This window comes from Pedobacter jejuensis (assembly GCF_003725795.1).
Classification (GTDB): domain Bacteria; phylum Bacteroidota; class Bacteroidia; order Sphingobacteriales; family Sphingobacteriaceae; genus Pedobacter; species Pedobacter jejuensis.
Genome location: NZ_RBEE01000042.1, coordinates 47,139 through 60,536, shown reverse-complemented (window position 1 = coordinate 60,536; position 13,398 = coordinate 47,139). Strand labels below are relative to the sequence as shown.

Sequence of the window (13,398 nt, the reverse complement as noted above, 5' to 3'; positions counted from 1 at the left end):
TTTACTTTACATCAAAATTTAATAGTTGTTTGCCTTCTAACCAAGCTTCTAATTTATCACCTTTATTCACTTTTCCAACACCAGCTGGTGTTCCGGTAAAAATTAAATCGCCTTTTTTTAAAGTGATGTATTGCGATACAAAACTTATTATCTTCTCGAACGAGAACAACAAATCTTTAGTATTTCCAACCTGACGAGTTTCTGCATTTACCTTTAGCTCGAAATTTAACTGATACAAATCTTCAAAATCGGTTTTAGGTAAAAATATGCTTACTGGAGCAGAATTATCAAAAGCTTTAGCAAGTTCCCATGGCAAGCCTTTTTCTTTATGTTTAGTCTGAATATCTCTGGCAGTGAAGTCAATTCCCAAACCGATTTCATCATAGTAAGTAGATGCGAATTTCTCGGCGATGTGTTTTCCTTCCTTGCAGATTTTAAGTACAACTTCTAATTCATAATGAACATCGTCCGAGAAATCAGGATGATAAAATGGCTTATTATCTTTTAAAACAGCGGTATCTGGTTTTAGAAATATTACTGGTGTGGTAGGTACCGGATTGTTTAGTTCTTTTGCGTGTTCGGCATAATTCCGTCCAATGGCGATTATCTTCATTTTCTTTTAGATGAAATGTAATGTTCGAATTTGAGTTTTTCAAATCCATCCAAAAATAGAAAAGAAAATGGTGTTATAAAACTGAGATTCTTTTTACCTGACTTTCTGAGCCAGCCATGACGCGTAAAAAGTATATTCCGGCATTTAATCTGCTGGGAATAATGAAGGTTTTGGTTTGCTCACCAGCATTTAAACGTTCATTAGATAAGGTTACAACTTCGTTGCCTAACAAATCGATAATTTTAATAGTGGTTTGTGTACCGTCTCGCCCGATAGATAGAATAATGTTTAACTGATCTTCTACAGGATTTGGATAAATTTTAACAATGCTTAATAACTTATCTTTTGTACTAACGGTTGTGCTTTTTGCTGCCGAATAAGTATTAAACATACTGCCACCATTTTCTGACATGTGTAATGGTCTGTATGGTTGAATGTTAGCCTTAATTTCTGGAACTTTGCTAACTTTTTTTGACCTTGTTTTAAGACTGATGCGAATGCTATCGTTTTGCTGTGCCCAAGAACTCAATCCACAAAAAAACAGCATGCAAATTATGCATGATATTTTTAAGAGAAGCGTTGTTTTTGGGTAGAGTTTCATCAAATTGTATAGCAAATGTATTAATTTAAAACAAAGAAATTAAACATTTTGTTTAATTGATATATTTTAACACAATTTAACAATAAATTTTGTTTTTGTACGTGTAGTCTAATTTTTTCGGGGCTAAAAATAGATGGAAGATTTGGACATTTTTCTTATTTTTAAAATACTACGGGGTTTTCAAGGTGTTGAAAATACACAATAAATTGGTTGCTAAATTGTTATAGTTAGTTTACTTTTGCCGCACTAAAATAAATAAAGAGGTGTCAAATCATAAAAATGCAAATGCGCTAACTGCCGGCGGGGTTCTAATTAGTTTAGGAATAGTTTTCGGAGATATTGGTACATCGCCTTTATATACATTAAATGCAATTTTTACTACCATACTAGGAGGCAAACAAGATATCAATCCAAACAATGTCTTGGGTGTGCTTTCCTGCATCATTTGGACATTAACCCTCCAAACCACTATAAAGTACGTAATTATAACGCTTAGGGCCGATAACAAAGGGGAGGGCGGCATATTTTCACTTTTTTCTTTAGTTAGGAAAAAGGCAAAATGGCTTGTGGTTCCGGCAGTTGTGGGCGGTTGTGCATTGCTTGCTGATGGTATTATTACGCCAAGTATTACAGTAACCTCGGCAATTGAAGGATTAACAAATAAATTTGAAGTTCCGGTTATACCAATCGTATTATCAATTTTAACCATTCTTTTTATCATTCAACAGTTTGGTACAAACTTGGTCGGTAAATTATTTGGACCTGTAATGTTTGTTTGGTTTGCGGTTTTAGGTGTTGTTGGGATGTCTTTCATCATAAAGGATTTTACTATTTTGAAGTCTTTTAATCCATATTACGCTATTCATTTACTGATAACTAATAAGCTGGCTTTCTTGATATTAGGTGGTGTATTTTTATGTACAACAGGAGCAGAAGCACTATATTCTGATTTAGGGCACTGCGGAAGAAACAACATTCGTATCAGCTGGATTTTCGTTAAACTAACTTTGATTTTAAACTACTTAGGTCAGGGTGTATGGATTTTGCAAAACAGCGGTAATTATGTTCCAGGTGCTAAAATGAATCCGTTTTTTCAAATTGTGCCAGATCAGTTTCAGGTTCCAATGGTAATTTTAGCAACTATGGCGGCTGTTATCGCTAGTCAGGCTTTAATTAGTGGTTCATTTACACTTATAGCAGAAGCCGTTCGATTAAACCTTTGGCCAAAAATAAGGATTGTTTATCCATCAGTTTCTAAGGGACAATTGTACGTGCCTTCTATAAACTGGATGTTGTGGATTGGTTGCTGCGGTATTGTATTGTTGTTTCAAAAGGCAGAAAGAATGGATGCTGCGTATGGTTTATCTATAACGATTGCCATGTTAATGACAACCATTTTGGTGAGCTTTTATTTACGTAGCAAGCGTTTCCCGAGGTATTTAATTGCAACTTTCTTTTTTACTTATGTGATAATCGAAGGAACATTCTTGATTAGTAATTTAACAAAATTTTTGCATGGTGGTTGGGTTACTGTATTAATTGGTTCTGTTTTATTTACCATTATGTGGAGCTGGTTTGTTGCCAGAAAAATCAAAAATCGTTTTGTTAAATATGTTGAGATTGAAGACTATTATCAAATACTAACAGAATTAAGTGGTGATGAATCAGTACCAAAATATTCATCGCAATTGGTTTATTTAACAAGCGCCAATTTTAAAACGGAAATAGAATCGAAAATTATTTATTCCATTATTCAAAAGGAACCTAAACGTGCTGATGTTTATTGGCTGGTTCACGTTGATGTTATGGATGAGCCATATACCTTAGATTACAAAGTAGAATTTCTAATTCCTGGAAAATTGATACGTATAGATTTCAGGTTAGGTTTTAGGGTAGAACAGCGGGTAAACTTGTTGTATCGTAAGGTTGTAGAAGAGCTGGTTAAAAATGGTGAGATTGATATTACCAGTCAATATACTTCGTTAAATAAGCATAAAATTGCCGGCGATTTTAGGTTCGTGTTGTTAGAAAAGCACTTATCAAAATTCACAAAACTGAGTTTTTACGAACGCCAGATAATGGATTACTATTTCATTCTTAAAAAGCTAAGTTTATCAGAAGAGCGAAGTTTTGGCTTAGATAGCAGTTATGTTGATGTAGAAAAAGTTCCGTTAATTTTTGTAACACCTGATGATATTGAGTTGCACAGATTGCCTGTTTAGTCGATGAGAAAAGTTCTACTAGTATTAGCGATTTGCCTTTTTTTAATTGGCCCTGCGGCGAAGGTTTTGCACTGGCCGAATGAAGATAAGTATATTATTGCTTCAGGTTTAGGATTAATTTTAATAACTATAATGGCTTTCGTTAAGAAGAAAGTTTAAGTTGAGGGCTGCTTTTAATAAAACTTGTCTTCATTCCATTTTATGGGATTGTTGATAATATAGTTTGAAATATTATTATAAGCCCTTTCATCTTTAATAACGTGTTCATAATAATTTCGCTGCCAAAGTTTCCCCATTGATTTGTTTTGTGCTTTACATATTTTTAAGCATTCATTTGATACAATAGATTTATAGGCGCCGACTATGTCAGCAATGGTGGGGGCAACCCTTGCGGTTGCCCTCATAAGATTTTCTTTATCATCTTCATCATTTTGGGCAACCGCAAGGGTTGCCCCGACCGCAGTTTCCTCAACAGGCTGAATAACATCTTTCAATACGATGATTCCATGAAAATGATTAGGCATGATTTGAAACACATCCAATTCGAAGTTCGAAAATCTTTCTGATAATTTTATCCATTGTTTGTATGCTATAACACCAAATGGATTCAAAACCATTTCATGATTAACAACTCTTCCAAACCGGTGGATTCTATCTTCACAACATATTGTAATAAAATATGCTCCACTTTTAGAGTAGTCATAACCTTTTAATCGGATAGAACGCCTATGATGTATAAGTGGATTGTAGGCCAAATTTTGCTAATGCTCTGCTAATCCTAATTTACTATGTTTAAACCCATATGCAAAATATACAACCAAACCAATTACCAGCCAAATGCTAAAACCAATCCAGTTGGAAATGCCTAATTCACACATCATGTATAAACAGCTGATTAAGCCTAAAATAGGAATAAGAGATAAATTTTTGGTGATGCTGAAATAAGTAATAAATACACATATTATCAGGAAAGTCCACATTGGTATTTTATGTTTAAACAAGCCCCAACCACTTTCATATTTCTTCTCTACAGGGATTTGCGAGTTGGTTATAAATTGCTCGTATTTATCTGCTGGTAAATTACTTAGAAAAGATTCCGCGTCAACTTTATCAGTTAAATTTATTTGAGGAGCAGCATTCTTAATGATTTCCTTCTTTACTATTTTCAGTTCATCGTTGTTTAACGAAGTTACAAATGTTACCGTTTGAATGGTTTTTGGGGTATTAAATAAGAAGGCTTTTGTTTCTGAGTTGTACTGCAAAAATGCAAAAGCAATAGCAGCTATAAATAAGACCGGAATAATATACTTACTGTTTGCGTAAGGAATTTTAAATTTTCCACGCTGTACATCTGGTCTATTTTGTAGAACTAAAACACCTGCACAAACCAGTACAAAGGCAAATAAGGTACCAATGGAACATAAATCAGTTACGATGGTTAGATTCATAAACAAAGATGGTACGGCTACCACAAAACCAACAACTATTGTAGCAAAAGATGGCGTTTTATACTTTGGATGAATTTTAGAAAACGACTTAGGTAATAAGCCATCACGACTCATGCTCATCCAGATGCGTGGCTGCCCCATTTGGAAAACCAAAAGTACGCTCGCCATTGCAAATACAGCGCTGACAGCGATAATTCCACTCATCAATTTTAAATCTATCTGGTCGAAAACAAAAGCCAAAGGGTCGCCAACGGCTAAAGTATCTGACTTTACAATTCCGGTTAAAACCAGAGCAATTGCAACATACAAAATAGTGCAAATTATAATTGCCCACATCATTCCACGTGGTAAATCTTTTTGAGGATCTTTACATTCTTCGGCTGTAGTAGAAATTGCATCGAAACCAATATAAGCGAAAAATACTGCAGAAACTCCTTTTAAAATACCTGAAACACCATTAGGTGCAAAAGGATTCCAGTTTTTTGTGTCTATATAGAATACACCTACTGCTAAAACCAAAAGGATTACAGCAAGTTTTACAACAACCATAGCATTACTTGCATTTCGGCTTTCCTTCATGCCGCGGTAAACTAAAGCGGTAATAAAAATGATAATTCCGAGAGCAGGTAAGTCTGCCACGAGATGGAAATTTCCGATTTTAGGCGCTGTAATCCAGGCATTATTTGCAATCGTAGTTGCGGCATCTAGTCCGCCAATGTTTTTACCTGCAGCAACAAGCGCTTCAGCATTTTTATGTCCGTTAAAGGCGGTAAGGTAATCCATTGTAGCCCATGCAGGAATGTTAATTCCATCAATTCCTAGCGCCGGTATTCGAATAGAAGAGAGTAACCCTGTAAAATAATCAGACCAGGAAATGGCTACTGTAATATTACCAATCGCATACTCCATAATGAGCGACCAGCCAATAATCCAGGCCACTAATTCACCAAAAGCTACATAAGAATAGGTATAAGCACTTCCCGAAACCGGTACCATCGAGGCAAATTCTGCATAGGCGAAAGCGGCAAAACTACATGCAACGGCTGTGAAAATAAACAGAAAAATTACTGCCGGACCACCATCTGCACTGGCTTTACCAATTGTACTAAAAATACCGGCACCAATAATTGCCGCGATGCCAAAAGCCGTTAAATCGCGAACGCCAAGTGTTTTATGTAAAGAATTTTCGTGGTCGCCATAGCCTTTTGCTGCATCTTGTAGTATCTTGGAAATAGATTTCTTTCTGAATAGCTTTTCGAACATCTGTTTTGGTTTGTTGTATTCCTCAAACTTAAAAAAATATCAGTTAAAAACGTTTAAAGCAAGGTATAAATTTCTTTATATCAATATTTCATCCGGAGAATTTTGAAGAAATCTATATTTTTTATTGCGGTCGGTAACATTTATTTATCTAAAGAATACTGCTAAAGCTTTAGTCAATTTTAAAATTACAGTTGATTTCGGATTTAGTATTATGTGATTCCATTAACAAATTTGGATGTTTGATTGGTTAATTTCGCCCTCGATTTACGCCAAATCATAAATCATTTAAAATTAATTACAATGCTCACCAAAGCAATCCATGTTAAATATATAAAGGAAGAAAATCAACGAATTTCTACTTTACTTGCCTTTGCCCTTATTCCTTTATCAGGCTTTGCTACAGATATATACATTCCCTCGTTACCAACCATGGCCGGAGCAATGCAGGTAAGTAGCGTTCAGGTTCAGCTTACATTAAGTATCTTTTTAATAAGTTATGGCATCTCTCAACTTTTTATAGGCAGCATATTAGATAGCTTCGGCAGATATAAAATTGGATTAGTTTCATTGGTGATTTTTGCTTTAGCCAGCATCGTGATAGCAATAACCCATAATATTTATTTGATTTATGTAATGAGGGTAATTCATGGCCTAACAGTTGGGGCAATTGTAGTTGCCAAACGTGCTTATTTTGTGGATTTATTTTCGGGCGACAAGCTAAAGCATTATTTAAGTTTATTTTCAATCATTTGGTCAACCGGACCAATTATAGCCCCGTTTATTGGTGGTTATCTTCAATCTGCTTTTGGATGGGAATCTAATTTTTACTTTCTAGCAGGTTTTGCGCTTATTTTTGCACTTCTAGAGTTTATTTATAGTGGCGAAACCCTCAAAAACTTCAGTAATTTTCAACTTAAAACCATTTTGAAAGTGTACATCAACATGATTAAAACAACAAGCTTTACTCTAGGTATAGTTATGTTGGGCTTAGCCTATTGTATGGTTATGGTTTACAACATGACTGGTCCGTTTATTATTGAACACGAATTAAATTTTTCACCAGTTATAGCAGGTTATAGTTCGTTAATTTTAGGGTTTGCATGGATGGTTGGTGGTTTTATTGGTAAGGCAACAATAAATAAACCTTTTTTTAAACGGTTGCTTATAAATTCACTATTGCAGGTGGTGTTTGTAATCTTAATGATAATAAGCATTAATTTTATTTCAAACATCTGGTCGCTTATATTTTTTGCATTCATTATTCATATTGGAGCAGGCTTTACCTTTAACAACTACTTTACCTATTGCCTAAGTAAATTTCCAAATAATGCCGGGATTGCAGGAGGGTTAACTGGTGGAATTACGTATGTAATTGTTTCTTTTTTAAGTTATGGAATTGTGAATTTGTTTCCGGCAAAAGATGAAAGAAATTTAAGTTTTAGCTATTTGGTAATGATAATGCTTTCAGTATTGGTGATGTTTTTGATTATGAAAACGAGGAAGAAAGATGAGGTTGGTGCATAAAAAATTACCTATGTTATCTGCGTCAATCCGCAAAGTCTGAGTAATATTTTATTTTGACATCTCTAATCTTTTCTCCCACAGATTTCGCGAATGTTCGTGGAATTTTGTAAACAGTTATCTATTACCTTATTTTATTCTTCCTTCTTCATCAGTAACACTTGTTTTTCTTTCCCTTGTAGCTTTAATAGCGTTGCTGCCGAAACTGCAATTTAAGCTAAGCCTAAAAATTCTACTTTCTTGTTTTTGGGTGAGGTTGTAATTTAAGGTAGATAAAGCACTGCTGATTCTGGCTTTTCTACTGTTTAAAATATCATTTATAGCAAACTTCAGATTTAATTTTTTATCAAGGAACGATTTTTTTACACCAAAATCAATTCCATAATAAGGTTTGATGGCGTAAGTGCCATAAATTTGAGCAGATACAAACTCTCCAGAAAGTTCGGCGGTGGTTGATGGTGTAATTGTGAAGTTATGACTACTGTTCAACGTGAAATTTACTTTTTTCCTGTCATAATCTATTCCGCCTAAATTCGCCGATTTTATTTGATTATACGTGCTCGTAACCGTATTGTCCATACTCCAGAATTTGGTTATGGTTGTTGGGTAGCCGATTGTTAAATCGTAAGAGAATTGTTTATCCAGATTTTGTACAGTTTGATAAAGGGTTTTGTTCGCATCATCAGGTAGCAGCACATCTAGAATCAGATTGTTTGTAATGCTGTATCCCAGGGAAATGTTGAGTTCCTTTTTGTAATTATAAGAAAGTTGGAAAGCATTGGTGTATTGTGGATTAAGGAACGGATTTCCCTGAAGAAATGTGTACAAATCAACAAAATAAACGAATGGATTGAGGGATTTGTAATCTGGTCGGTCTATTCGCCTGCTGTACGAAAACCCTAACTGATTATTTTCTGATAAAGTTTGATTAACAGAAAGGCTAGGGAAGAAATCGAAGTAGCTTCTTTTAACAACTTTTTGCTCGTTTACAGAATTACCTTTTGAGTTGGTTTGTTCTGTTCTTAAGCCAACTTCAATGCTCGTTGATTTGAATTCGTGTTTAAAATTAGCATAAGCAGCATTAATGTTTTCATCATATATGAAACGATTGCTTCTTGTTAAATCTTTTTGCCATTGCGAAGCAACCAGATTTTCAAACCTAAAATCATTATCGGTACTAACCCAGCTACTTTTTAACCCAAAATCGAATTTAGTTTTAGTATTTAGGGGAAGAGAATAATCAATTTTAACTGCATTTATTTTAATAAGTGAAGGCGTTAAATTCCTAAAAATTAAAGGCGATTTATATTGATAACCGCTCGCATCAGAAAAATGATTATTGTAAACGGTATATTCTTCACTGCGGTATTTTGCATAATCCAAATCAACAGAAAATTCCTGACCAAGCGTATCAATAATAGATTTGTAATTAAGGTTATAAGCTTGATTTCGATATATGCTTGTTGCTGGATTATCAGCTAAAATGGATGAATCAATTTTTGTAAAGCTTGTGCCGATATCCGTTGTGCCATTCGAACTGTCATGTCCGTTATTAAAATAGCCTGTCGTTAAAAAACCGATAGTGTTTCTTTCGTTTAGGAAATAATCCAAACCGAATTTGTAGTTATTATTGTGTAATGAGCAGATTTGCGTATTGTACTGGTGGAAATAAGTATCGGAGACACCATCATTAGTAATTCTATTGATGTTTAAATCCTCCTGATATTTATTGTTATTGTTGGCGAAATTTCCAAAAATATTAAAGCTTTTATCTCTATGATTGATAGAAATCCCTGCATCACTTTTTGGATTTTTTCCATAGCCAAACCCCAAATCAATATTTCCATTTGTACCAAAACCAGTGTTCTTTTTCAGTTTAATATTGATTATCCCGGCGTTTCCCTCAGCATCATATTTGGCTGATGGATTAGTAATCAATTCGATGGATTTCAGCTCATTACTATTCAAAGATTTTAGCCTTGTAGCCAATTGTTCACTGGAAAGAAAGGTCGATTTTCCATCGATTAAAACATTAACACCCGATTTCCCCCTTACAGTGATAATTCCATCCTGGTTTACTGAAACTCCGGGCATTTTTGCTAGAACTTCAAGGGCGGTATTTCCTGTAGCGACGATACTATTTTCAACGTTCATCACCGTTTTATCGCTATATCTTTCGATTAAAGGTTTTTTCCCTGAGATATTTATACTGCCTAAGTCATTTGATTCAGGTGCAATTTTATAAATTTTATTGATAGAAAATTGATTGGTTGTAATTTCTACTTTTTCATCGATGGTTTTAAACCCAACTGCGGTTATAGCAATTGAATAGCTACCGAGTGTTAAATCGTTAAAGCTAAATTTTCCTTTGTTATCTGTTGAAATTTTTTTTACAAATGTCGTATCGCCCAAATTCTTCACCACTATTGTTGCTGAAATTGGTTTCCCTTTTTCATCAACCAATAGACCTGAAATTTTACCATTTGTAATTTGAGCTTTCGCTTGTGATAGAATAAAAAGAGATAGCAATATGAAAAACGTAGAGCTTAATTTCATGTTAATTTAATAGCTTAATGAATAGTGTTTTCCTTATCTGAAAGAATAACAGTACTAAACTAAATGATTAGGTGTATCAAATGGAGCTTTTTAACAATGTTTAACTTAATTAATAAAATTTTACAAAATGCTGTTATTAGAATATTCACCATGATAAATGCCTTTGATATAGATTTCGCTGATCTCCGCAGATTATTTTGCTGTTTTATTGCCGTATTGCTTATCCAACACGTCTTGCTAATTTATTTCAGCATCTTTCTTGAAAAGGACATTGAAATAAATTCAGGGTGACGTAAAATTTTTCTCATGCAGATTTCGCAGATCTCCGCAGATTTTTTTGAGTAAATCTTTTAATGATTATCAGATAAAAGCAAAAAAGTCGCAACGTTATGCTGCGACTTTTTTAGTTTAAAACAAATTAGTGTTTATAGAATTGCCCCTAAACCCTAAACCCTAAACCCTAAACCCTAAACCCTAAACCCTAAACCCTAATCTATCCCAACTTCTCCAACTCTTCTTTTACAAAATCAGCTAACTCTTTTACATATTCTGCACTGAAATCGAATTTGATTCCTGCAGTTTCGTAAATCTCATTCATTGGTTTAGTGTATCCCAATGCAAGAGCGGCTAGGTATTGGTCTAATGCTTTTGCGGGATTTTCTTTGTAATTTTTCCACACGGCAATGGCACCCAATTGCGCAATAGCATATTCGATGTAATAAAATGGAACTTCGAATAAATGCAACTGTTTCTGCCATACATTGCCAAACTCTTTTTCTAAATCTGTCCAATCGGCAAAACCCGCACCAAAACGGGTATAAATTTGTTTAAATGTTTCTTCTCTATCTGCTGCAGTGTGATTAGGGTTGGTGTAAATCCAGTGTTGAAACTGATCGATAACTGCAACCCAAGGCAATGTTTTTAAAACATCGGCAAGCTGTTCTTTCTTAGCACGGTTTAAATCTTCGGCGTTATCGAAATAAACATCCCAAGCATCCATAGAAATTAATTCCATGCTCATGGAAGCCAGTTCAGCAACTTCAGATGGGCAATGTTTAAAATCGTTTAATTCTAAATTTGCCGTTAAGAAAGTATGGATGGCATGCCCTCCTTCGTGAACCATTGTGGTTAAATCACGAAGTGAATTGGCAGAATTCATAAAAATAAAAGGTGCGCCTGTTTCTGCTAAAGGATAATTATAACCACCTGGTGCTTTACCTTTTCTGCTTTCTACATCGAAAAGATTGTTAGCCTTCATGGTTGCTAATTTCTCACCTAACTTCTCGTCAATGGCATTAAAACAAGCAACGCTTTTATCAATTAATTCTTCGCCGCTATTAAAAGGTTTTAAAGCAGGTTTACCAGTTACACTTACTTCTAAATCCCAAGGTTTTAATTCTGGTAAGGCTAATAATTCTTTTCGCTTTTCCGCTTGTTCTCTTAATATGGGTACAATCTCTTTTTCAATCGCATTAGCAAAATCATAGCAATCTTGAGGGGTATAATCAAAACGACCCAAAGCCTGGAACATGTAATCGCGGTAATTTTCAAAGCCGGCATTTAATGCGACCTGGTTACGCAACTTTATCAACTCATCAAATAAAATATTCAAATCATCTTTGTCTACCAATCGGCGTTGTTGAATGGTTTTCCAGGCATTTTCTCTTACTTCACGGTTTAAATCTTTAATAAAAACAGAAGCTTGCTCTAATGTATATTCCTGACCATTTATTTCTGCACTCATGGCACCGGTGATGCCTTGATATTTCTGTTGCTTAACCTGCAATTCGGTAAAAAGTTGAATATTCTCTTCGCGATAAAGCTCTAATGCTTTCTTAATTGATCGGCTGTAAACAAAATATTTTTCTTTGTCTAAATCATCCATAAAAGGGCTTTCAACAAATTTTTTATTCAGCTCGTTAGATAAAGGAGATATTTTCGGATCGATTTCGGTCGCAAAATATTGAAAGCTTTTAACCAATTCTTCATTGGCCGTATCACAACTCATTTTTATGTATCGCCATGCAAAATCTTCTTCCAAAGCTGCTTCTAATTCCGAACGATCTTTAAGCCACTTTTCTAATTCGTCAGCACTAGTAATTTCACGATTTTGTAATTCTGTAAATAGCGGTTCTAAGCTTTCCCAAGTAATGCTTAAATCGTTTGGTATGTATGTTCTTGGTTTTTTATTTATGATCATAGTTTAATTATTATTGAATTAGATAATGAATGATTTAGTAAATATTTTAAAACATAATGCCAACGTTCTCTCATTCAAAACTCACTCATTCTATCATTTATTTCTGATGTAAGCATCAATTAAAAAGCAAACGGCAAATACAACCGAAGCGTATCCATTTAAAGTTTGAAATGCCCTGTTTACTTTACTAATATCATTTGGTTTTACAAGTAGGTGTTGGTAAATCAGCATTGAACAGAAAAATACGATTCCAACATAATAAACCCAGCTAAATTCGGTGAAAAATACTGGTATGATAACGCAAGCTGCAGAAAGAATGTGCAAAATCACCGATACGTTTAAAGCATTTTTAATCCCCAAAGCCGACGGAATGGAATGTAAATTTTCTTCACGGTCGAAATCTTCATCTTGCAACGCATAAATGATATCAAAACCACTAACCCAAAACAATACCGCGAAAGAATAAAGGACTGGTACCAATGCAAAATGTCCGGTTACAGCGATGTATGCACCAATAGGAGCGAGCGACAAACCCAAGCCTAAAACCAAGTGGCAAAGTGCTGTAAATCTTTTAGTGTAACTGTAAAATAATACAACAAATAGTGCAATTGGCGATAAGTAGAAGCAAAGGTTATTTATGAAAAAAGTAGATGCGATAAAGAAAACACAATTTGCGATAACGAAAATCAATGCTTCATTTGCAGAAACTTTTCCAGCCGGAATATCACGCATTTTGGTACGAGGATTTTTAGCATCTATATTTCTATCTAAATAACGGTTAAAAGCCATTGCCGAATTTCTGGCGAAAACCATGCAGAGTAAAACCAAAATTAATTTTTCCCATCTAAAAGGGCTGTCTGTTGTGGTTACACCCAGAAAAAAACCAATCATAGCGAAAGGCAAAGCAAAAATAGAGTGTGCGAATAATACGAGTGAAAAGTATTTTTTCATATTAGTAGGTACGAAAATTAATC

General features: G+C 34.5%; 9 protein-coding genes. 2 read left to right on the top strand and 7 right to left on the bottom strand.

The features are described from left to right. Nucleotide 1: 1 nt before the first annotated feature. Both D7004_RS14890 and D7004_RS14885 read right to left on the bottom strand, forming a co-directional pair. A complete protein-coding gene (locus tag D7004_RS14890) occupies nucleotides 2–613 on the bottom strand; it encodes a fumarylacetoacetate hydrolase family protein (protein ID WP_123206636.1) in 612 nt (203 codons plus the stop codon). 73 nt (nucleotides 614–686) lie between these two features. Continuing rightward, nucleotides 687–1,160 (bottom strand): T9SS type A sorting domain-containing protein, encoded by a 474-nt coding sequence (locus D7004_RS14885; protein WP_123206946.1) that lies wholly within the window; start codon nucleotides 1,158–1,160, stop codon nucleotides 687–689. A gap of 317 nt (nucleotides 1,161–1,477) precedes the next feature. Here D7004_RS14885 and D7004_RS14880 point away from each other — a divergent pair, with 317 nt between their 5' ends. Then, entirely contained in the window at nucleotides 1,478–3,436 is a 1,959-nt protein-coding gene (locus D7004_RS14880) for a KUP/HAK/KT family potassium transporter (protein WP_123206635.1), read from the top strand. A gap of 173 nt (nucleotides 3,437–3,609) precedes the next feature. Here D7004_RS14880 and D7004_RS14875 read toward each other — a convergent pair whose 3' ends face one another. Further along, nucleotides 3,610–4,191: a transposase gene (locus D7004_RS14875; RefSeq protein WP_123206634.1), complete on the bottom strand. Its 582-nt coding sequence runs from the start codon at nucleotides 4,189–4,191 to the stop codon at nucleotides 3,610–3,612. 6 nt (nucleotides 4,192–4,197) lie between these two features. Next, nucleotides 4,198–6,147: an amino acid permease gene (locus D7004_RS14870; protein WP_123206633.1), complete on the bottom strand. Its 1,950-nt coding sequence runs from the start codon at nucleotides 6,145–6,147 to the stop codon at nucleotides 4,198–4,200. A 300-nt stretch (nucleotides 6,148–6,447) separates the two neighbouring features. On the opposite strand from D7004_RS14870, the gene D7004_RS14865 reads away from it, so the two are divergent. Continuing rightward, complete coding sequence (locus tag D7004_RS14865; RefSeq protein ID WP_123206632.1) at nucleotides 6,448–7,671, top strand: MFS transporter; 1,224 nt, start codon at nucleotides 6,448–6,450, stop codon at nucleotides 7,669–7,671. A gap of 126 nt (nucleotides 7,672–7,797) precedes the next feature. Here the strand turns inward: D7004_RS14865 and D7004_RS14860 are convergent, their stop codons facing one another. From D7004_RS14860 to D7004_RS14850, 3 genes are all read right to left on the bottom strand, one after another. Next, nucleotides 7,798–10,224 carry an outer membrane beta-barrel protein gene (locus tag D7004_RS14860; protein WP_123206631.1) on the bottom strand — a complete coding sequence of 809 codons (2,427 nt, stop codon included), beginning with the start codon at nucleotides 10,222–10,224 and terminating at the stop codon, nucleotides 7,798–7,800. Between the two features lie 493 nt (nucleotides 10,225–10,717). Continuing rightward, nucleotides 10,718–12,424, bottom strand: coding sequence for a M3 family oligoendopeptidase (locus D7004_RS14855; RefSeq protein ID WP_123206630.1), 1,707 nt, complete (start codon nucleotides 12,422–12,424; stop codon nucleotides 10,718–10,720). 93 nt (nucleotides 12,425–12,517) lie between these two features. Beyond that, nucleotides 12,518–13,375 carry a UbiA-like polyprenyltransferase gene (locus tag D7004_RS14850; protein WP_123206629.1) on the bottom strand — a complete coding sequence of 286 codons (858 nt, stop codon included), beginning with the start codon at nucleotides 13,373–13,375 and terminating at the stop codon, nucleotides 12,518–12,520. Nucleotides 13,376–13,398: the final 23 nt, after the last annotated feature.

Excerpts from the sequence above, each read along its gene's own strand:
- D7004_RS14890 (WP_123206636.1), bottom strand. The coding sequence starts at position 613 with ATGAAGATAATCGCCATTGGACGGAATTATGCCGAACACGCAAAAGAA.
- D7004_RS14885 (WP_123206946.1), bottom strand. The coding sequence starts at position 1,160 with ATGCTGTTTTTTTGTGGATTGAGTTCTTGGGCACAGCAAAACGATAGC.
- D7004_RS14870 (WP_123206633.1), bottom strand. The coding sequence starts at position 6,147 with ATGTTCGAAAAGCTATTCAGAAAGAAATCTATTTCCAAGATACTACAA.
- D7004_RS14865 (WP_123206632.1), top strand. The coding sequence starts at position 6,448 with ATGCTCACCAAAGCAATCCATGTTAAATATATAAAGGAAGAAAATCAA.
- D7004_RS14860 (WP_123206631.1), bottom strand. The coding sequence starts at position 10,224 with ATGAAATTAAGCTCTACGTTTTTCATATTGCTATCTCTTTTTATTCTA.
- D7004_RS14855 (WP_123206630.1), bottom strand. The coding sequence starts at position 12,424 with ATGATCATAAATAAAAAACCAAGAACATACATACCAAACGATTTAAGC.
- D7004_RS14850 (WP_123206629.1), bottom strand. The coding sequence starts at position 13,375 with ATGAAAAAATACTTTTCACTCGTATTATTCGCACACTCTATTTTTGCT.